Source organism: Variovorax sp. RO1, assembly GCF_002849325.1.
GTDB lineage: Bacteria > Pseudomonadota > Gammaproteobacteria > Burkholderiales > Burkholderiaceae_C > Variovorax.
Window position 1 is genome coordinate 1,894,397 of record NZ_PKMT01000001.1, and the last position, 20,593, is coordinate 1,914,989.

18 protein-coding genes and 1 pseudogene are annotated in these 20,593 nt (G+C 67.2%); 6 read left to right on the plus strand and 13 right to left on the minus strand.

The genetic code is table 11. The annotated features are described in order from the left end of the window. The first annotated feature begins 67 nt into the window (after positions 1-67). Positions 68-1,699, plus strand: coding sequence for a gamma-glutamyltransferase (ggt, locus tag CY658_RS09145; RefSeq protein ID WP_101489802.1), 1,632 nt, complete (start codon positions 68-70; stop codon positions 1,697-1,699). A 35-nt stretch (positions 1,700-1,734) separates the two neighbouring features. Here the strand turns inward: ggt and CY658_RS09150 are convergent, their stop codons facing one another. The 7 genes from CY658_RS09150 to CY658_RS09180 all read right to left on the minus strand — a co-directional run bounded on the left by CY658_RS09150 (position 1,735) and on the right by CY658_RS09180 (position 9,426). Continuing rightward, the gene (locus CY658_RS09150; RefSeq protein ID WP_101490299.1) at positions 1,735-3,099 is read right to left on the minus strand and encodes an FAD-binding oxidoreductase; all 1,365 of its coding nucleotides are present in this window, start codon (positions 3,097-3,099) and stop codon (positions 1,735-1,737) included. Positions 3,100-3,107: 8 nt separating this feature from the next. Continuing rightward, complete coding sequence (locus CY658_RS09155; protein WP_101489803.1) at positions 3,108-3,926, minus strand: ABC transporter permease; 819 nt, start codon at positions 3,924-3,926, stop codon at positions 3,108-3,110. Next, positions 3,923-4,753 (minus strand): ABC transporter ATP-binding protein, encoded by an 831-nt coding sequence (locus CY658_RS09160; RefSeq protein ID WP_101489804.1) that lies wholly within the window; start codon positions 4,751-4,753, stop codon positions 3,923-3,925. Before CY658_RS09160 ends, CY658_RS09155 begins: the two co-directional genes overlap by 4 nt. 13 nt (positions 4,754-4,766) lie before the next feature. Then, positions 4,767-5,750 (minus strand): ABC transporter substrate-binding protein, encoded by a 984-nt coding sequence (locus CY658_RS09165; protein WP_101489805.1) that lies wholly within the window; start codon positions 5,748-5,750, stop codon positions 4,767-4,769. A 66-nt stretch (positions 5,751-5,816) separates the two neighbouring features. Next, positions 5,817-6,680 carry a creatininase family protein gene (locus CY658_RS09170; RefSeq protein ID WP_101489806.1) on the minus strand — a complete coding sequence of 288 codons (864 nt, stop codon included), beginning with the start codon at positions 6,678-6,680 and terminating at the stop codon, positions 5,817-5,819. 28 nt (positions 6,681-6,708) lie between these two features. After that, positions 6,709-7,998, minus strand: coding sequence for an amidohydrolase family protein (locus CY658_RS09175; RefSeq protein WP_101490300.1), 1,290 nt, complete (start codon positions 7,996-7,998; stop codon positions 6,709-6,711). 204 nt (positions 7,999-8,202) lie between these two features. Continuing rightward, positions 8,203-9,426, minus strand: a complete 1,224-nt coding sequence (locus CY658_RS09180) for an MFS transporter (protein ID WP_101489807.1) — start codon at positions 9,424-9,426, stop codon at positions 8,203-8,205. Positions 9,427-9,537: 111 nt separating this feature from the next. Between CY658_RS09180 and CY658_RS09185 the strand changes: the two genes are divergently transcribed. Continuing rightward, the gene (locus CY658_RS09185) at positions 9,538-10,476 is read left to right on the plus strand and encodes a LysR family transcriptional regulator (protein ID WP_101489808.1); all 939 of its coding nucleotides are present in this window, start codon (positions 9,538-9,540) and stop codon (positions 10,474-10,476) included. Positions 10,477-10,496: 20 nt separating this feature from the next. On the opposite strand, the gene CY658_RS09190 is transcribed toward CY658_RS09185, so the two are convergent. Together CY658_RS09190 and CY658_RS09195 are read right to left on the minus strand one after the other, a co-directional pair. Beyond that, positions 10,497-11,129: a TetR family transcriptional regulator C-terminal domain-containing protein gene (locus CY658_RS09190; RefSeq protein WP_101490301.1), complete on the minus strand. Its 633-nt coding sequence runs from the start codon at positions 11,127-11,129 to the stop codon at positions 10,497-10,499. A gap of 164 nt (positions 11,130-11,293) precedes the next feature. Then, positions 11,294-11,554, minus strand: coding sequence for a hypothetical protein (locus CY658_RS09195; RefSeq protein WP_101489809.1), 261 nt, complete (start codon positions 11,552-11,554; stop codon positions 11,294-11,296). Between the two features lie 112 nt (positions 11,555-11,666). Between CY658_RS09195 and CY658_RS32735 the strand changes: the two genes are divergently transcribed. Then, the gene (locus CY658_RS32735) at positions 11,667-11,969 is read left to right on the plus strand and encodes a hypothetical protein (RefSeq protein ID WP_180838900.1); all 303 of its coding nucleotides are present in this window, start codon (positions 11,667-11,669) and stop codon (positions 11,967-11,969) included. Between the two features lie 23 nt (positions 11,970-11,992). Here the strand turns inward: CY658_RS32735 and CY658_RS32430 are convergent, their stop codons facing one another. After that, the gene (locus tag CY658_RS32430; protein ID WP_143713634.1) at positions 11,993-12,226 is read right to left on the minus strand and encodes a hypothetical protein; all 234 of its coding nucleotides are present in this window, start codon (positions 12,224-12,226) and stop codon (positions 11,993-11,995) included. A 373-nt stretch (positions 12,227-12,599) separates the two neighbouring features. On the opposite strand from CY658_RS32430, the pseudogene CY658_RS09205 reads away from it, so the two are divergent. Then, positions 12,600-14,972, plus strand: a pseudogene (locus tag CY658_RS09205) (DNA polymerase II). 59 nt (positions 14,973-15,031) lie between these two features. On the opposite strand, the gene fusA reads toward CY658_RS09205, so the two are convergent. Beyond that, entirely contained in the window at positions 15,032-17,092 is a 2,061-nt protein-coding gene (gene fusA, locus CY658_RS09210) for an elongation factor G (RefSeq protein ID WP_101489811.1), read from the minus strand. A 274-nt stretch (positions 17,093-17,366) separates the two neighbouring features. Then, positions 17,367-17,666, minus strand: coding sequence for an HU family DNA-binding protein (locus tag CY658_RS09215; protein ID WP_180838928.1), 300 nt, complete (start codon positions 17,664-17,666; stop codon positions 17,367-17,369). Positions 17,667-17,844: 178 nt separating this feature from the next. Between CY658_RS09215 and CY658_RS09220 the strand changes: the two genes are divergently transcribed. Further along, positions 17,845-18,123 carry a GIY-YIG nuclease family protein gene (locus CY658_RS09220; RefSeq protein WP_101489813.1) on the plus strand — a complete coding sequence of 93 codons (279 nt, stop codon included), beginning with the start codon at positions 17,845-17,847 and terminating at the stop codon, positions 18,121-18,123. Between the two features lie 5 nt (positions 18,124-18,128). Here CY658_RS09220 and CY658_RS09225 read toward each other — a convergent pair whose 3' ends face one another. Continuing rightward, a complete protein-coding gene (locus CY658_RS09225) occupies positions 18,129-18,935 on the minus strand; it encodes a transglutaminase-like domain-containing protein (protein WP_101489814.1) in 807 nt (268 codons plus the stop codon). Between the two features lie 134 nt (positions 18,936-19,069). On the opposite strand from CY658_RS09225, the gene CY658_RS09230 reads away from it, so the two are divergent. After that, on the plus strand, positions 19,070-20,479 hold the full coding sequence (locus tag CY658_RS09230; protein ID WP_101489815.1) for a DUF2130 domain-containing protein: 1,410 nt from the start codon (positions 19,070-19,072) through the stop codon (positions 20,477-20,479). Positions 20,480-20,593 lie beyond the last annotated feature (114 nt).

The window sequence follows — 20,593 nt, forward strand, 5'->3', positions numbered from 1 at the left end:
CCCTTTTCTTCCCATCCTCACCCCTTGTTGTGTCGACGACGCAGCAAGGGGTTCGTCAGCACAAGTCATGAAAAAAGAAGCAATGGTGGTCTGCCCGCAGCCGGAGGCCGCCGAATCGGGCATCGACATCCTGCGCGCAGGCGGCAACGCGGTGGATGCCGCCGTGGCCACCGCGCTGGCGCAGACGGTGGTCGATCCGCTGATGTGCGGCATCGCAGGTTTTGGCACCGCCGCCGTGTACCTGCCCGGCGCGCAGGTGCATGAGTATTTCGACTTCCACTCGCCCGCGCCGCTGGCGGTCAGGGAAGACATGTGGGCGCACCTGCTGGAGGGTGAGACGAAGGACGGCTTCGGTTTCATCCTCAAGGGCCGCGTCAACGACATCGGCCCCCAGTCCATCGGTACGCCGGCCACGCTCAAGGGCCTGGAGGCCATGCACCAGGCGCACGGCCGACTGCCGTGGCGGCAGGTGGTGGAGCCCGCCATCCGCTGGGCCGCGGACGGCTACTTCGTGCGCCCCGGCATGCATGCCTTCTGGATCGATGAGCCCACCATGGGCCGCGTCGGCAACCTGGAGCGCCTGCAGTACTGCGAAGACAGCCGCGAGCTGTACTGCCGCCCCGACGGCCGCCCCCAGCCCATCGGTGCGCCGCTGCGCAACGAAGGCATGGCCGCCGTGCTGCGCCAGATTGCCGAAGAGGGCGCGCGCCCGTTCTACCAGGGCGACCTGGCGCACAAGATGGTGACGCACCTGCAGTCGCTGGGCGCGCTGATCACGCATGACGACCTGGCCCGCTATCAGGTGCAGCGCAACGCGCCGCTGGTGGGCCGCTACCGCGACCGCACCATCACCACCAACCAGCCCCCGGGCGGCGGCGCCATGCTGCTGGAGATGCTCAACATCCTCGAGCACTTCGATCTGGCAGGCCTGGCGCACAACAGCCCCGCCTACCTGCAGACGGTGTGCGAGGCCATGAAGAAGGCGACGATCGACAAGGACCGCTGCATCGGCGACCCGAAGTTCTTCGACGTGCCGCTCGATCAGTTGCTGTCCAAGGACATGGCCCGCGATGTGGCCGGGCAGATCCGCGCGGGCCATCGCTTCAACGTGGCGCGCGTGAACCCCGGCGCGCCCGTGCCGCGCGACACCACGCACCTGAGCGTGGTCGACGCCGACGGCAACGCCGTCTCCCTGACCCACTCGCTGGCCATGCCCTCGGGCATCATCACCCCGGGCATGGGCTTCCTCTACAACGGCTGCATGGGCGTGTTCGACCCGCGCCCGGGCCGCGCGGGCAGCATCCAGCCGGGCAAGAGCCGCTTCACCTCGTCATGCCCCACCATGACCTTCAAGGACGGCGAACTCGACGTGGTGCTCGGCGCCCCCGGCGGCACGCAGATCGCCATGGGCGTGCTGCAGGTGCTGCTCAACGTGATCGACCACGGCATGGAAATGCAGGCGGCCGTGTCGGCGCCGCGCTTCTCGTCCACCAGCAATTCCATCGACGTGTGCAACCGCATTCCGCGGTCCACCACGCGCGCGCTGGAAGCCCAGGGCTACGCCATTGGCCGCAACCCGTACAACTACACCATCGGCTGGGTGCACGGCGTGCAGGCACAGGCCGATGGCCTGCACGGCGGCGCCGACCCGGGCCGCGATGGCGTGGCGTACCGGTTGCGCATGGACGCTGCGCACTGATCGGTAGCGAGGCCCGTCCCGCCAGCTGATGGGCCTCAACCCGCGACAGGCACCGGCCAGTCCCGCAGCTTGCCCGGGTTGAGCAGCCCCATCGGATCGAAGCGCTTCTTCACCTCGATCACTTCGGGTGGCAGCGGCCCACCGGCCTTGCCGTCTTCCACGATGTTCACGTGCGGGTTGTTGATGTGCACCTGGTGGGCGCGGTGGATGTCGATGATTTCGTTGAGCCGCGCCTCGGTGCTGAAGCGCACCAGCTGCAGCCCGCTGCAGGTCAGGAGGCCCGCCACGTTGCGCAGGAACTCGACGTGCATCAGGACCTCGCTGCCCAGCAGCTTTTCCATCTCGATGATCTGCTCGACATGTTTGCCGGGGATGAAGCCGCTCTGCAGGTAGGTCAGCGTCGGGTCGATCTTCAGCGCGTGCAGCGTCGTGTGGTTCCAGGTGAACTCCATCAGCGTGCGGTTGCTCTTCTGCACCTCGGCCGCGGTCTTGCGGTAACCGACGGTGCCCCCATGCGCTTCCACCAGCAGCATCATCGCGGGCTCGTTCGACTCGGCCACCAGCGACAGCACGGTGTGGCAGCCCTTGGGCAGGTGCGCGGCCAGCTGCGCGAGGTGGTCGGCGACCGGCGCGGCGAAGAAGGTCACGCCACGCTTGATGATGCCCGGCGCGTTCGCGAGCTTGTCGGCGAAGTTCAGCGCGTGCTCGAAGCTGTCGAAGGTCACCAGCGTTTCGAGCCACGGGTGGGCGGGCGCCAGCGCGATCTCCAGCTCGAGCACAAGGCCGTTGGTGCCCCACAGGTGGTGCATGCGCATGGCGTCGGGGCCGCGCAGTTCGACCACCTGCGGCTCGGCCTCGATGGTCATCGCGCGGATGCCGATCACGTTGCCCGGCGCGCTCAACGGCCCGTAGTTGATCGAGCCCACGCCGCCGAAGCCGCCGCCGAAGAGGCCCCCCAAGGTCGCGCTGCGGTAGGTGGACGGCACGCAGCGCAGCTCCTGGCCGGTGGGCTTGGTCTGCTTCTCGAGTTCGCCCAGGCGGATGCCGGCCTGCGCGCGCGCCACGCCGGGCTGCACCCACAGGCAGGCGTTGTGGCCGGTCATGTCGAGTACCACGCCGCCCGCGAGCGGCGTGGTCTGGCCGTAGTTGCCGGTGCCGCTGCCGCGGATGGTGATGGGCACGCTGCGGCGTGCGCAGGCGCCGACCACGGCGCGGATTTCGTCCTCGGTGCGCGGGCGAACCACGACGTCGGCGCGCTTGTCTTTCAGCTGGCGCGTGAGCACCGGGCTGAACCAAGAGAAGTCTTGCGACAAGCGCGTGACGCGGCCCTCGTCGGTGATCCAGTCGAGGTCGGGGAGTTCGAGCAGCAGTTGTTCGATGGTGGAAGCGGGAGCGTTCATGGTCAATGTCAATCCTGGGAAAGTTCGCTCGCATGCCACGAGCCCAGCGCCACCTTGGTGAGCCAGGCCATCAGCACGAAGAGCGCGACGCCGGTAAGAGAGATGAGCAGCAGGGCCGCGAACATGCGCGGAATGTTCAGCTGGAAGCCCGCCTGCAGGATCTGGTAGGCCAGCCCCGCACCCGAGCCGCCCGTGCCCGCGACAAACTCCGCCACCACCGCGCCGATCAGCGCGAGGCCGCTGGAGATGCGCAGCCCGCCAAAAAAGTACGGCAGCGCGCTCGGAATGCGCAGCCGCACCAGCTGCTGCCAGCGCGTGGCGCGGTTCAGCTTGAAGTAGCTCTGCAGGTCGGGGTCGATGCTGCGCAGGCCCAGCGTGGTGTTGCTGATGATGGGAAACAGCGCCACCAGCGCCGCGCACACCGTCATGGCCGCCACCGGGTTCTTCACCCAGATGATGATCAGCGGCGCCACGGCCACGATCGGCGTGACCTGCAGCAGCACCGCATACGGAAAGAGCGCGGTCTCGATGCGCTTGCTCTGCACGAACAGGAACGAGATCAGCACGCCCGCCACCGTGGCCAGTGCGAACGACAGCACCGTGATCTTCAGCGTGACCAGCAGCGCGCTGCCCAGCGGTGCCCAGTCGGTCACCAGCGTCTGCATCATGAGATAGGGCGAGGGCACGAGGTAGGGCGGCAGCTCCATCGCCACCACCATCCACTGCCACAGCGCCACCAGTACCACGCCGATGAGCACGGGGTAGAGCACGCGCTGCACGCGCGGCTGGCTCAGCAGGGGCGTCGCGGGTTTCGTCGCTGTCTTCATGGCGCGGCCTCTTCTTCGGTGGTGCTGGCGCGCAGCAGGCTGTCCTGCAACTGCTTCGCGTAGCGCGCGAACCCGGGCGTGACCATGAAGTCGGCCTTGCGTGGGTAGGGTTCGTCGATCTGGAACTGCTCGACCACGCGACCCGGCCGCGCGGCCATCATCACCACGCGGCTCGACAGGAACACCGCCTCGTGGATCGAGTGCGTCACGAAGATCACCGTGAGCTTCTTCTTGCGCCACAGGTCGAGCAGGTCGGCGTCGAGCTTGTGGCGCGTGATCTCGTCGAGCGCACCGAAGGGCTCGTCCATCAGCAGCAGGTCGGGCTGCGTGACAAGGCCGCGCGCAATCGACACGCGCATCTGCATGCCGCCCGACAGCGCACGCGGCAAGGCGTCGGCAAACTTTTCCAAGCCCACCAGCGCGAGCGACTCCGCCACGCGCGCATCGGCTTCCTTGCGCGGCACGCCGGCCAGGTCCAGCGGAAGGCGCACGTTGGTCTGCACGCTGGCCCAGGGCATCAGCGTGGCCGACTGGAACACGAACGACATCTTTCGCGTGCTGTCATGCAGCTGGCTCACGGGCTTGCGCCACACCAGCAAGCGGCCGTCGCTGGGCTCGAGCATCCCCGCCACCATCTTGAGCAGCGTGCTCTTGCCGCAGCCCGAGGGGCCGAGCAGCGTGACGAACTCGCCCTCGGCAATCGACAGGTCCACCGGCAGCAGCGCCTGCGTGCCGTTGGGGTAGGTCTTCTCGGCCGAGAGGATTTCCACCGCGGGCACGGCGGGCGCCACCGGCGGCGCGAGGGTGTGGGGTTCGATGCGGTTCATGGCGCGGCGAGATTCAGGGCAAGACCTTGGCGTCTTTCACGAACTCGGTCGTGTAGGTCTTGGCCAGGTCGACCTTGGCGGGGTCGAGCAGCTTGGAGGCGACCAGGAAGTCGTAGCTCGCCTTGGCGCGCGCATCGGTGATCACGCCGATGCCGAGCTTGGCCGCGTCGCCGCCCGTGACCATGCCCATCTCCTTCAGCTTGGCCACGCTATAGGCCAGCTGGTCGTCGGTCATGTTGGGGTTGTCTTTCTTGATCAGCGCGTTGGCCGGTGCCGGATCGGCCAGGTAGCTCTTCCAGCCTTCGGCCGAGGCCTTCACGAAGGCGGCGACCTGCTTGCTGCGCTCCTTCACCGTCTTGTCCATGCACGACACGGTGACGGCGTACGAGGGATAGCCGTGGTCGCTGAACATGAGCACGGTGCTCTTCACGCCGGCCTTCTGGATCGCGTAGGGCTCGGAGGTCAGGTAGCCCTGCTGCGCGGTGTTCGCGTCGGCCACGAAGGGCTGGATGTTGAAGGTGTAGGGGCGCGTCTGTTCGTCCTTCAGGCCGAAGCGGGCCTTGAGCCAGGGCCAGTAGCCGCGGTTGGCCTGCGCGCCGATGAGCAGCGTCTTGCCCTTCAGGTCTTCGAACTTCTTGACGTCGTCGTGCGCGATCAGCACCTGCGGGTCTTTCTGGAAGAAGGCCGCCACGTTGACCACCGGTACACCGCCTTCGCGCACCTGCATCATCTGGATGTCGCTCGATCCCATGATGCAGTCGGCCTGGCCCGCGGCCATCATCTGCGTGATGTTGACCTGCGGGCCGCCCATCTTGAGGGTCACGTCCAAGCCATGCTTCTTGTAGATGCCCTGCGCGACCGCCTGATAGAAGCCGCCGTGCTCGGCCTGCGCATACCAGTTGGTCATGTACGTGAACTTGTCCTGGGCCTGGGCCGGTGCGGCAGCGGACAGGGCGAGCGCGGCGGCGCCGGCCAGGGAAAGAGCGAAGGAGCGCATGGTGGGAACCTCTTGAAGGCGGGTGGAAGAACGGGTTGAAAAAAGATGGACCGCTGCGGGCGCGGCTCAGGCGGGCTCGAACGACTGTTGAATGAAGCCCTGCTGGTGGCCGCGCTCCCAGGTGGCTTCTTCGCGCACGATCCAGCGCAGCGCGTACAGCTCGGTCAGCGCCTGCGCCCAGCTGTCCGAGAGCGTGTCCAGGATCGCCAGGCCCTGTTCGCGCGTGGCGCTGGTGGGGTCGCCGATCACGCCGCTGGGGCCGAAGTCGCGCGCGGTCCAGGCGCAGGCGGGGCGGCCGTCGGCCGACAGCAGCTTGATCGGGAAGGGCGGCGGAAAGTTGGCCACCGCGCGTTCCATGTGCACGGTGTCGGGGGCCAGCGCGAGCATCAGCGCGGTCTCGGAATGGCCCGCGTGCATCGCGAGCTTCTTTTCCTGCTCGCTGACCTGTTGGCTCGCCGCGCTGGGCAGGCGCGACACGCCGTGCGGCACGATCACGAAGTCGCCATGGCGCAGGCGCAGTTCGCGCGCCGCCATCTCCAGCACCTGCGGCTGGCCGCCGTGCCCGTTGGCGAACAGCAGTTTGCGAAAGCCCGAGCGGTACACCGACTCGCCGATTTCGATCACGGTCGACAGCAGCGTCGTGCCCGTGAGCGTCATCGTGCCGGGAAAGTGCAGGTGCTCCTCCGACTTGCCGTAGGTGATCGGTGGCAGCGCAAAGGCGCGCACCTCGGCCGGCAATTTTTCGAGTGCCTTGCCCATCACGCCGGACGCGATGACGCTGTCGACCGAGCACGGCAGGTGCGGGCCGTGCTGCTCGATCGCGCCGCACGGCAGCACGATGACGGTGTCTTCGCGCTCGGGCAGCGCGGCGATTTCGGTCCAGCTCAGGTAAGGCAGGAAGCGGTGGGGCGGGATGTAGCCGTGGAGCATGGAAGGTCCTTGGGGTTGTTGGGTGAGGTCAGGCGATGGCGGGGGCGGCGGTGCGCCATGCGGCAGGCACGTCGCCGCGCGCGACGCGACCGTCGCGCAGCACCACGCGCGATGCGGTGCGCGAAGGCCAGCCGAAGCGGTCGGCCTCGGTGAAGAGCACGAGGTCGGCCGGCATGCCGACCAGCGTGGGCCGAGCGGGCGCAGGTTCGCGCCGCAACCAGTCGGCACGGCACAGCGCCTGCGACCAGGTGTCGAAGGGCTCATCGAGCTGGGCCGCCAACGCGGCCGTGCCCAGCGCCTCGACGGGGTCGAAGCTGCCGAGCCGGCAGAACGGGTCTTGCACGTTGTCGCTCGCGAACAGCAGCGGAATGCCGCGCGCCTGCGCTTCCTTGACCAGCGTGATGCCGCGCTGGCGCGGCGTGCGCCCGGTGACGGCGTCCTGCAGCAGCAGGTTGGTGGCGGGCAGCGACACCACGGTGATCGGCGCGCGCGCCACGGCGTCCAGCGTGGCGAAGGCCTGCGCCTCGGGCTGGGCCGCCAACGCGCAGAGGTGGCCGCAGACCACGCGGCCTTCGTAGCCGATCTCGCGCAGGAGGTGCGCGGTGGTCTGCAGGCCGACGGCGGAGGCGTTGAGTTCTTCGTCCACGTGCAGGTCGATGTCGAGGTCGCAGGCTTGGGCCGACACCAGCAGGTTGCGCAGCGCGTTCTCGCTCCAGTTGCTGGAGTGCACGAAGCCGCCGAGCAGCGCGTGGGGCCCGGTGGCCTTCACCTGTTGCGCCAGGCGCAGGGCCTGCGCCGCGTCTTCGAACAGCGGCAGCTTGATGAGCGCGACCTGCTCCAGCCGCACCCGGCCGGCCCATTCCTGCGCCAGCTCGGCCATCACGGGCCAGGCCATGGGCAGCGCGTCGGGCTCCCACCAGTCGACGTGCGTGCGCACATGGGACGTGCCGCATTCCCAGGCCCACTGCAGGCCGCGCGATGCGCGCTCGCGCACATCGGCGGGCGTCCAGCGCACGCGGTCGGCCAGCATCGCGTCGATCGCGCCGAGCAGGCCGGGCTGCACCTTTTGCATGCGCGGCAGCGTGAACGCCTTGTCCAGGTGCGTGTGCGCGTCGACGAAGGCGGGGAGGGCGAGCGTGCCGGCGAGGTCCCAGCCGGACGCGGGCGTGCCGGTGTCCGTCGCGGGCTGCACCGAGCGGACGCGGCCGGCCTCGATGGCGATGCGTGCGAGTTCGGGTACGCCGTGGCGCTGCGGCCAGTCGGCGGGCAGCAACCAGCGCGGCAGCCGTGCGTGGTCCAGCAGCACGGGCGCATTCATGCCGTTCACGCCGTTCATGCCGTTCACGTGAAAAGCGCCCCCGCCGGGTGCACGGGGGCGCTGGTTTCCATCGAAAGGGAGCAGGCGACGCGCGGTTGCATGAATTTGACCAATCAATCAGAGCAAGTGGTCAGGTTATGCAAACGGCGTGCCAGTCCGGGTGCACCGGACTGGGGAGCGGGCGCGGTCCCGCTGTGGGTGGGGCTACGTGGCCGTTGCCTTGCGCGGCCAGAGCCGCACCGCCAGCGCGGCGGCGGCCGTGGCGGTCGCCAGCACCGTCACGCCGGCCCAGCCCCAGGAGGCGAGCGCCAGCGCACCCAGCGCCGAGCCGGTCGCCATGCCGATGAACATGCCGGTGAACAGCACCGCATTGAGCCGGCTGCGCGCGCCGGGCTCGATGCCGTAGACGATCGTCTGGTGCGCGATCAACGTCGCCTGCATGCCCAGGTCGAAACCAACCGCGGCGAGTGCGAGCAGCCACAGCTGCGCATGCGGCGCCATCAGAGGGGCCAGCCCCATGGCCGCGAACGACACCACCGTCAGCCCCGCGCCCAGGCGCGTCACCAGTTCGGGCCCGCGCCGGTCGGCGAGCCGCCCGGCCAGCGGCGCCGCCAGTGCGCCCGCCGCGCCGGCCAGGCCGAAGGCGCCGGCAGCCGCGCTGCCCAGGTGGAAGGGCGCGCCGTGCAGCATCACCGCCAGCGTCGACCAGAACGCGCTGAAGCCCACGGCCAGCAGCGCCTGGGCCAGCGCCGCACGGCGCAGCGTGCCGTGGCGCGACCACAGCGTGCCCAGTGAGCCGAGCAGTGCGCCGTAGGCCAGGTGCGTGGTCGGCCGGAAGCGCGGCAGCCCGCGCCAGGCCGCGGCGCCGATGAGCGCGATGCTGGCCGCGGCCGCGATGAACATCGCGCGCCAGCCGAAGTGCTCGGCCACGAAGCCGCTCACCACGCGCGACAGCAGGATGCCCAGCAGCAACCCCGTCATCACCGTGCCGACCGTCTTGCCGCGCGTGGCGTCGGGCGCCAGCGTGGCGGCGGCGGGCACGATGTCCTGCGCCATGGTGGCCGCCAGCCCGATCGCCAGGCTGGCCGCGAGCAGCACGCCGATCGACGGTGCGGCGCCGGCCACCAGCAGCGCGGCGCACAGTGCCGTCGCCTTGATCAGCACGATGCGGCGCCGGTCGAAGCGGTCGCCCAGCGGCGCCAGCAGCAGGATGCCCAGCGCATAGCCCAGCAGCGTGAGCGTGGGAATGAAACCCACCGCGCGGGTGGAGGCGCCGATGTCGGCGCCCAGCACCCCGAGCATCGGCTGCACGTAGTAGAGCGACGCCACCGACAGCCCCGCGCCGGCGGCCAGCAGCAGGACGAGCGAAGCTGGCAGGTCGTGCCCCTGCGCCGTGGCCGGTGCATGCGTGCTTTGAATGGAAGACATGGTGTTAACCCTTGAGTTTGAAGCAATGCCTGAAATGTGCTCGCTGGGTGCTTGGCTTGGTAGTCCCGCGAGCCGCACAATGCCAATACGCCAGACGTATAAAGCAAGGCCATGTCAACTTCACCCGCTGTCGATCGCATCGAGCTGATGCAGACCTTTGTCCACATCGTCGAGGCCGGCAGCCTGTCGGCGGCCGCGCTCCAGATGGGCGCGACCCAGCCCACCGTGAGCCGTCGCCTGCAGGCGCTGGAGCGCTCGCTGGGCGTGCGGCTCCTGCGCCGCTCCACGCACGCCATGAAGCTCACGGAGGACGGCGAGCGCTGCTACGAGCGCGCCAGGGAGCTGATTGCCGACTGGCATGCCTTCGAGGCCGACCTGCGCGGCGTGGGCGACGAGCCCGAGGGCACGCTGCGCGTGGTGGCGCCGCATGCGCTGGGCCAGATGCTGCTGGTCGGTCCGCTGGCCGACTACCTGCGCGCCTATCCGCGCGTGTCCGTCGAATGGCTGCTGAACGACCGCCGGCCCGACTTCATCGCCGAAGGCGTCGACTGCGCGATCCAGGTGGGCGAGGTGACCGACGCCATGGCCGTGGCGGTCAAGCTCTCGGAGGTGCCGCGCGTGGTGGTGGCCGCGCGTTCGGTGCTGGAAGGGCGCACGCCGCCCACGCACGCGGCCGAACTGGCCGCGCTGCCGTGGCTGGCGCTGCGCACCTTCTATCGCAACGAGGTGCAGTTCACGCACTGGCCGAGCGGGGAAATCGCGCGCGTGCCGATCCAGCCGCGCATGAGCACCGACAGCCTTTACGCGCTGCAAAGCGCGGCCCGCATGGGCCTGGGCGCCTGCCTGGGTTCGACCTGGCTATTGAAAGCCGACATCGCCGCGGGACGGCTGGTGCAGCTCGTGCCGCAATGGCAAGTGGCGCCGCTGCCCGTGTACCTGGTCTATCCGCATGCGCGCTTCCAGCCCGCGCGCCTGCGCCGTTTCATCGAGACGATGCGGCTTGCACTGGCCGACCCGACGGGCCGTGCCTGGGAAGCGGACGTGGCCTGAACGGCGGCGCGCTGTGGAACTCAGGCCTTGATGCCGCAGCCGCCCAGCACGAACGCCACCAGTTCCCGCGCGATCGGTTCGCGGTCGATCGGTGCCTCGGGCGGCAGGCCGAGCATCACGCGCGTCTGGATCGCGTAGTCGGCGTAGCTCTGGGTCATGGCCCAGATGTGCATCAGCAGCAGTCGCGCATCGAGCGGGCGCATCTGGCCGCGCGCGATCCAGCCGTTGATGATGTCGACCTTCTTCTGCGTCCAGGCCTGCGCGTTGGGCCAGTAGCGGTCGAGGTTGCGACCGCCGTCGAGCACTTCACGCGTGAAGATGCGCGAGATCTCGGGGTTGTCGAACGCGTGGTCGAGCTTCTTGCGGATGTAGTCGCCCAGCACCGTGGCCGGGCCGCTGGCGTCCTCGAACGAGAACACCACCTTCCAGGCATGCAGCACCTGCATCAGCAGCTCTTCGTAGAGCTCTTCCTTGCCGGCGATGTAGTAGTGCAGCTGGGGCTTGGTGAGGCCGGCGCGCGCGGCGATGGCCTGCGTGGAGGTGCCCTTCAGGCCGTGCAGGCTGAACTCGGTCACCGCCGCCGTGCGGATGGCCGCCATGATGCGTTCGCGCCCCGGACGCGCGCGCGACAGCGGGCCGTCGGGGGCGGGCATTTCCTGGGCGATGGCAGGGGGCACGGAGGCGGTGTCGACGTTCATGGGCATGAGAGGGGCGGCGTGGCCCGGTCGATGGTAATCCTTGGGATGCCGCGCGATTCGGGTTGCGCCGGCCCGCGTCTGCCAGAGCGGGGCGACGAAACGCAGAGGGCGCAGGCGCATCACGGGAGCGCGACCTCTGTGCCGTCAGAGGCCACCATGATGCTGACAGTGGTGTCGGAAATCTCGATGGGCACACCCATGTGGTGGGTCGGGTCGATGCGCGTCGTGACCATCTGACGCATGAGCACCCAGTCTCGCAAGTACTGCCTGTGCAGCACGGTGCTCAAGATGAACTTGTCCGGGTAGGCCCCCGTTGCACTCAGGTGGTCCGAGAACATCTCGGACATCGTCATGTAGAGGTGCAGGGGCCTGTCGGTCATTGCGAATCGCGATCAGCTCGATGTCGCTGTGGATGGGCTCGCCGGTCTTCCACCGCGCTCGAGTCCATCGTCACAGCGCAAGGCATGCTGGCTATTGCATGTTCCCCTTGTTGTGTTGGTCAAGCCCACGCTGAAAAGCCGTTTTTCCGTTGTACGCCTGATCATTTTCCCGAAAGTATTGGGCGGCAGCCTGAAACTCCTTGGCGCACTGCTTGTAGTGATTGGCTGCCATGTGCCGGCGATCTTTTTCAGCCTCATGGGCGGCGGTTTCACATCTTCTCTTGTTGTCCATGGCGGTCGTCCAGTTGCTGGCGAGCGCATGAGAAGACACGAAGGCCAGCAAGATGGCGAGAGAAAATCGAATCATAGGAACTCCTTTTTTTTTGCCTCGTTGATCAATGATGAATTGCGATGAGTTTTCCTGTGCTCGGCATCCGATCAACGCTTGCGCTTTCCGGCGTTGATGTCTCTGAAGCATTGCTGCAGCTTCGCCGCCGCAGCCGCCAGTTCTTCGTTTCTGCATTCGGAAATGTCGTTTGGTGTTCTCCATTTCTTGTGGCAGCTTGCTCCTGCAATGTCATACGCTCGCTGCTCCGGCTCGCATTGAGCGAATACCAGCGACGACCAGACCGCGCCAAGCACGGCTGCACATGCAACTTTTTTTACGTTCATTTCAACTCCTTGTTTGCCAGTCTCTTTTTCATCTGTCCCCACTCGAAATCGCTTTGGTCCGAACGCTTTGCGGGAGGGCCGACGCGCAACTCGTGAGGCCCGCCGATAGCAAGTGAAGCGGGGCATCGTTCGCTCGGGCCCTGCATCTTCTTGGTCCGTGATGGGGCGAATCTAGTGGAGTTGTTTGCAAACCAAATACCGTATTTGTGGGAGTCCACGGGAACCGGTAGCGCGGGGTGCAAGGGGCGAAGATTCGACTCTTTTCACACGACCCAATCAGTGGATGGATCAACGGGTCAGAGTCGCAAACGACCGGGTGAAAATCTCCCAACACCAAGTCCGCCTTTCCCCTCGACCCGATCTCCCCGCGCCCGTGACCTCCACCGACCTCAACGGCTTCATCCTCACGCGCCACTGGCGTGATGCGCCCACCGGCACCGAGATCGAGTACTGGCTGGCCACCGAGGCGGGGCCACGGAAAGTGGTCCTGACTTCCCACAGCAGCGTCGCGTTCGTCGCCGCCCGGCACAGGGCTGCGGTGGAAGCCCACCTCGCGGCCATGCCGGGTGTGCAGCTGCGTGAGCTCGAGCTTCAGAGCTTCCAGCAGGAACCCGTCCTCGGTGTCTACGCGACGCACTTCCGTCAGCTCGGCCGGTTGGCCCGCGCGCTCCAGGCACAAGGCATCCCGCTGCTCGAAGCCGACGTGCGCCCGCACGACCGCTACCTGATGGAGCGCTTCATCACCGCCGGCGTGCGGGTGGAAGGAGGGCGGGTTGAGGGCGCCGCCCTCGTCGACTGCAAGCTCAAGCCCGCGCCCGAATTCCGGCCGGTGCCGAAGGTCGTGTCGCTGGACATCGAGACGAGTCAGCATGAAGGGCTCTATTCCATCGCGCTGGACGGCACACCGGAGCGTGTCGTCTTCATGCTGGGCGAGCCGCCGTCCGAGCCGGGCGAGCCCATGGATTTCTCGCTCGTCTACTGCCCGACCCGCAAGGCCATGATCGAGCAGCTCAACGATTGGTTCGAGCGCAACGACCCCGATGTCGTCATCGGATGGAACGTCATCCAGTTCGATCTGCGCGTGCTCCAGAAGACCGCCAACGACTGCGGCGTGCCGTTCCTCCTGGGGCGCGAGCGCCGACCCATCGAATGGCGAACCCATCCGGGCAAGCAGGGCTACCTGTTCGCGCCGACGCCGGGCCGGGTCATCCTCGACGGCATCGACGCGCTCAAGGCCGCGGTGTGGAGCTTCCCGTCCTTCAGCTTAGAGAACGTCTCGCAAACGCTGCTCGGTGAAGGCAAGGCCATCGGCGACGAGTACGACAAGATGGCGGAGATCGAGCGGCGGTATCAGGAAGACAAGCCCGCGCTCGCGCTCTACAACATCCGCGACTGCGAGCTGGTGCTGCGCATCTTCGACAAGGCCAAGCTGCTGCAGTTCATGATGGAGCGCGCCCAGGTCACCGGCCTGCAGGCCGACCATTTCGGCGGCTCCATTGCCGCGTTCAGCCACCACTACCTGCCGCGCATGCACCGCCTGGGCTACGTCGCGCCGAGCGTGGGCGAGATTGCGAGCAAGGCCTATCCCGGCGGGTACGTGATGGACTCGAAGCCGGGGTTCTACGACTCCGTCGTGGTGCTGGACTACAAGAGCCTCTACCCCTCGATCATCCGCACCTTTCTGGTCGATCCGGTGGGGCTCGTCGAGGGCTCGAACGCCGCCGATCCGAGCGTGCTCATCCAGGGTCCGCAAGGCACCGTCTTCTCGCGCGACAGGCACTGCCTGCCGGAAATCGTGACCACGCTGTGGCGCGCGCGGGACGAGGCCAAGCGCACGAAGAACGAGCCGCTGTCGCAGGCGCTGAAGCTGCTCATGAACTCGTTTGCCGGCGTGCTGGGCGCGTCCGAGTGCCGGTTCTTCAACCCGAAGCTGGTGTCCGCCGTGACCCTGCGCGGGCACGAGATGATGAAGCTCACGCGCGAGTTCGTGGAGCAGCGCGGCTACGAGGCCATCTATGGCGACACCGACTCCATCTTTATCTGGCTCAGGCGCGCCCACACCAACGACGAGGCGCACGCCGTCGCGACCCGCCTGGCGGCCGACATCAACGACTGGTGGGCGCGCACGCTGCGCGAAGAACAGGGCCTGGAGAGCTTTCTCGAGATCGAGGTCGACACCCACTACAAGAAGTTCTTCATGCCCACCATCCGCGGCTCGGAGGTGGGCAGCAAGAAGCGCTACGCGGGTCTCAGCGTGGACGCCGCGGGCAAGGAGGAGATGGTGTACCGCGGCCTCGAGATGGCACGCAGCGACTGGACCCCGCTGGCGCGCCAGTTCCAGGAGGGTCTGCTGTCACGCATCTTCCAGGGCGAGCCCTACAAGGCGTTCGTGACCGATTACGCAAGGTCGACGCTGGCGGGCGCCAAGGACGACCTGCTCATCTACCGCAAGCGCCTGCGCCATCAGCTCGATGCCTACCTGGTCAACGTGCCGCCGCAGGTGCGGGCCGCGCGCATTGCCGACGACCACAACGGCCGGGTCGGCCGACCCAAGCAATATCAAAAAGGCGGCTGGATTCAGTACGTCATGACGCAGAACGGACCGGAGCCGCTGGAAACCCGCCATTCGCGCATCGACTACGAGCACTAACTGACGCGGCAGCTGCAGCCGATCGCCGACGCCATCCTTCAGCCGATGGGGGACAGCTTCGTGGCCTTGACGACTTCACAGCGCGGGCTCTTCTAGCGTTCGAAGGCCTTGCCCCGCTTCACGTTCAAGTCCTGCTGAATTGCCCCGAGCTTCTGCTAGTCGTCGTCGCGCACCCGGTACTCACCCATCAACGTCTTCTGCACAGCCGGCGGCACCGCCTCGTAGTGCGACAACGCGATGGTGTAGCGGCCCTGGCCGGCGGTCATCGCATGCAGCCGCGACTGGTAGTTGGCCAACTCGACCTCGGGCACCTGCCCGCCGATGGCCACCGTGCCGCCGCCCTGGCCCGTGGTGCCGGTGACGAGGCCGCGCCGCGATGACAGGTCGCTCGTGACGTCGCCGACGGAATGCTCGGGCACGGCGATCTCGATCTGCACGATCGGTTCGAGCACGGCCGGGCGGGCCTCGCGGATCGCGGCCATGAAAGCCTTGCGGCCGGCGGTCGCGAAAGCGATGTCCTTGCTGTCGACGCTGTGGTGCTTGCCGTCGTACACCACGACGCGCACGTCGACCACGGGGTAGCCGGCGATCGCGCCGTAGGTCAGCACTTCGCGCACGCCTTTTTCGACCGCAGGGATGAACTGCCCCGGGATCGCGCCGCCCCTGACTTCGTCGGCGAACTCGAAACCCGCGCCGCGCGCGAGCGGCTCGATGCGCAGGAAGACTTCGGCGAACTGGCCGGCGCCGCCGGACTGCTTCTTGTGGCGGTGGTGGCCCTCGGCCGGGGCAGTCACGGTCTCGCGGTAGGCGATGCGCGGCGGCCGCGTCAGCACCTCGAAGTGGTACACCTCGCGCAGGCGTTCGAGCGCGATGCGCAGGTGCAGCTCGCCGAGCCCGTAGAGCACCGTCTCGTTGGTCGCGGCCACGTGCTCGATGCGCAGGCACGGGTCTTCGGCCGCGAGCTTGCCGAGAATTTCCCAGGCGCGCTGCTCGTCGCCGTGGCGCTTGGGCTCGATGGCCAGGCCGTACACCGGCACCGGGAACGGCAGCGGCGCGAGATGCACGTGGCTGTCTTCGGCGGCATCGTGGAGCACGGCATCGAAATGGATCTCGTCGACCTTGGCCACCGCCACGATGTCGCCGGGCAGCGCGCGCGACACCTCGACATGGTCCTTGCCCTGGAGCATGAACAGGTGCCCCACCTTGAAGGGCTTGCGGCCGTCGCCGATGTAGAGCTGGCTGTCGCGCGTGAGCGTGCCCTGGTGCACGCGAAAGATGCCCATCTTGCCGACATACGGATCGATGGTGACCTTGAACACATGCGCCAGCACATGCAGCGACGGGTCGGGCAGGGCCTTCATGGGTTGAGCCTGCGCGCCCTCGCCGACGATGAACTCCGGCGGATTTCCCTCGGTCGGGTCGGGCAGGAGCTTGACGATCACGTCCAGCAGCTCGGCCACGCCGGCGCCGCTGCGCGACGAGACAAAACACACGGGAATCAGGTGGCCTTCGCGCAGCGCCTGCTCGAGCGGCGCATGCAGCTCGGCCGGGTCCACGTCGCCTTCCTCGAGGTAGCGCTCGACAAAAGCCGCATCGACCTCGACCACCTGCTCGACCAGCGCGCGGTGCGCCGCCTCGACGGAGCCGAAGTCGGAGCGGCCGAAGCGGTTGAAGAAGCAATCGATCACCTGCCTGTTGACGCCGTCGGGCACGTTCAACGGCAGGCATTCGCGGCCGAAGGTGGCCTGGATGTCGGCCAGCAGGCCCGCCAGCGAGACGCCCTGCGAATCGATCTTGGTGACGACGATCATGCGGGCGAGGTGGCGCGAGGCGGCGTACTCCATCATGCGCACGGCCATCGGCTCGATGCCGTTGGCGGCATTGATGACCACCGCCACCGTTTCGACTGCCTCCAGTGCCGGCAGGCTCTGGCCGAGAAAGTCGGGGCCGCCGGGCGTGTCGATGAGGTGGATGCGCGTGGCGGCATGCGTGAGGTGCAGCACCGACGCGTTGAGCGAATGCAGCATGCGGCGTTCGAGCGGGTCGTGGTCGCTGACGGTGCTGCCGCGCTCGATGCTGCCGCACGCCCCGATGGCGCCCGCCTTGAACAGCAAGGCCTCGGCGAGGGAGGTTTTGCCGGAAGCCGCGGCGCCCACGAGCGCCAGGGTTCGCACGGCTTGCACTTCGGCCGCGAGGCCGTTCGATCGGCTTGGCATGGCGGGTCTCCTTTGCGCGCCCGCAAGGCCGACCCGGCGGCCCGCAGGGGCTCGGACGGTGCGCGTGGACGCCGGGCCAGCGTACGGGATTGACCGTGCGGATGCAAGTCGATTGCGCCGCCGGTCTTCCATCCGCGGGCGGGCCCCGGCCGATCGCCAATGCGATTCTTCAGCCCATGGGAGACAGCGTCATGGCCTTGACGACGTCACGACGCGGGCTCTTCTGGCCAAGGTCGGCTCGACGTGCACAGCACGCCCAAACCGACCTTCGCGCTCAGCTGGCGACGTTGACTGCGTCCTTCAGGGCCTTGCCTGCGGAGAACTTCGGCGCCTTGCTGGCCTTGATGGTCATGGGCTCGCCGGTCGACGGGTTGCGGCCGGAGCGCTCGGGGCGGTCCGACACCGTGAAGGTGCCGAAGCCGATCAGCTGCACGGTGTCGCCGCGTGCCAGTGCACGGGAGAGGTTGTCGATGACGGAATCAAGTGCGCGGGCAGCATCGATCTTGCTGAGGTCGGTGTCTGCGGCAATGGCTGCAACGAGGTCGGTCTTGTTCAAGGCGGGGACTCTTTCAATGGAAGGGTGGAAAAAAGAATTCAGCGACGCGAATGCGCGCAGGGGGGAGTCTAAGCACGACGCGGCCGGGTTCCCCGGGGGAAGCGTTTCGAAACGGAAAACTTCTTGACCTGCGTCATGCGCGCGCACTTCAACGTGGAGAGGCACGGCATGCGGGAATGTCGCGGCACAATTCCGCGTGCCCCGAACCTTGCCTGCCCCGCCGCCCACTCCCTATTGGCTCTACCTCCTCGAATGCGAGGGCGGCGTGTACTACGCCGGCATCGCCATCGATGTGGAGCAGCGCTTCTTCCAGCACCTTTTCGGTCTCGGCGCCAAATTCACGCGCGCGCGTCCTCCGCTGCGCGTGCTGGCCGCCCGCTGCTATGCGGACAGGGGCGCGGCACTGCGGGCGGAACTCAAGGTGAAGGCATTGCCGCGTGCGCGCAAGCTGTCGTTCTTCGACACAGTGGACTGATCAGCTCACTGAACCTCGTCGCACCACACCTTGAACCCGTCCAGCTCGTTGGGCCCGAAGGTGCTGGACAACGCGACGTCGCTGGCGTCGCGCCCTTGTGCAATCAGCACGCGGCCGATGCGGGGCACGTTGTTGCGCGCATCGAAGGTGTACCAGCGGTCGCCCAGGAAGGCCTCGAACCAGCCTGCGAAATCCATCGTGCCGTAGGGCGGCAGGGTGCCGACATCGCCGAGGTAGCCGGTGCAATAGCGGGCCGGAATGTTCAGGCAGCGGCACAGGGTGAGCGCCAGGTGCGCGTAGTCGCGGCACACGCCTTGTCCTTCGTTGAAGGCCTCGAACGCCGAACGCGTGCGCCGGGCGTGCTGATAGCCGAACTCGATGTGGTGATGCACGAAATCGCACACCGCTTGCACGCGGCCCCAGCCGGTCGGGCCGTTGCCGAAGCGCTGCCACGCAAAGTCGGACAGCAGGTCGGTTTCGCAGTAACGGCTGCCCAGCAGGTAAACCAGCGTCGATTCGGGCAGGTACTCCACCGGCACCTGCGGCGCCGAGGGCGCGACGATGTCGGGTGCGCCGCTGTCGCGGACCACGGTGTCCGTGCTCAACACGAAGCGGCCCGCGGGGGCGACCAGGCGGGTGCACCAGTTCCCGAACATGTCGCGGTAGGCGCTGGTGGGAACGGCCGGATTCGTGAGCAGATGGTCGGGCCGCACGAGGTCCGAGGCGCGCGAATAGTGGATGCTGAGGGTCAGGATCATCGGCGTCGGCCGGGGAAACTGGTACGCGATCTCAAAGCCGAGGTGGATGTTCATCGGCCCATGATGCGCCTTGAACCGCCCGCGCAGGGGGAATGCCCCGTCGGGGCCGGGTCGCACGCTCTAACATCCCCCCACGCAGACACACATTGGAAGTTGCACATGAGAGTTGAGGCCGAAGGTAAGTAGCCATGCATGAAATCATCTGCCCGCACTGCGGGAAAGCATTCAAGATCGACGAGGCCGGGTACGCGGACATCCTGAAGCAGGTGCGCGACGGCGACTTCGAGAAGCAGTTGCACGAGCGGCTGGAGCTGGCCGAGCAGGACAAGCGCAACGCCATCGAACTCGCGCAAGCCAGGGCCGCCGGCGAATTGCAGAAGGCCGCGGCAGCCAAGGACGGCGAGATCCAGGAACTCAAGGCGAGGCTCGAGGCCGGCGAGGTTGCGCGCAAGCTCGCCGTGAGCGAAGCCCTGGGCACCGTCGAAAAAGAACGCGATGCGCTTGCCAACGAACTCGAAAAGGCCCGGCAGGACAAGCTGGCCGCCACCGCACTTGCCGAGGCACGGCACCTGGGCGAACTGCAGAAGGGCGCCGCGGCAAAAGACGTGGAGATCCAGAACCTGAAGGCCAAGCTCGATGCGATCGAGGTGGCGCAGAAGCTCGCGATCACCGAGGCCGTCAGCTTGGTCGAAAAAGAGCGCGACCAGCTGAAGAGCGGCCTCGAGCGCACGCAGCTCGAAAAGCAGCTCGCCGAAAAGTCGCTCAAGGACAAGTACGAGACGCAGATCAAGGACCGCGACGACGCCATCGAGCGCCTGCGCGACATGAAGGCGCGTCTGTCGACCAAGATGGTGGGCGAGACCCTGGAGCAGCACTGCGAGACCGAGTTCAACCGCATCCGGTCGATGGCGTTTCCCCGGGCCTATTTCGAGAAGGACAACGACGCGCGCACCGGCAGCAAGGGCGACTACATCTTTCGCGACGCGGACGAGGCGGGCACCGAGATCGTCTCGATCATGTTCGAGATGAAGAACGAGAGCGATCGCACCGCGACGAAGAACAAGAACGAAGACTTCCTGAAGGAACTCGACAAGGACCGTGCCGAAAAGGGGTGCGAGTACGCGGTGCTGGTCTCGCTGCTGGAGCCCGACAACGAGCTCTACAACACCGGCATCGTCGACGTGTTCCATCGCTATCCGAAGATGTACGTCGTGCGCCCGCAGTTCTTTCTTCCGATCATCACGCTGCTGCGCAATGCGGCGATGAACTCGCTCAAGTACAAGTCGGAGCTCGCACTCGTGAGGGCGCAGAACATCGACATCACGAAGTTCGAGTCCGAGCTCGAGACCTTCAAGACCGCCTTCGCACGGAACTACGACCTCGCTTCCGGCCACTTCCAGAAGGCGATTGCAGAGATCGACAAGTCGATCGACCACCTGCAGAAGACGAAAGAAGCCCTGCTCGGCACCGACCGGAACCTGCGCCTGGCGAACGACAAGGCACAGGACGTGACGATCAAGAAGCTGACGCGCGGCAACCCGACGATGGCGGCCAAGTTCGCCGACCTCAAGACGCTGGGGTCTTCCGAGGCGGAATGACGCGGGCGCGGGCGGGGCCGAGGCCCGCCTGTAGCAAATGTCCTGCATCAACCGTGGCATCCGACCGGCACCATCGTGTCCTCCGGCGGCCACACTGCCGTCTCCCCTCAATCT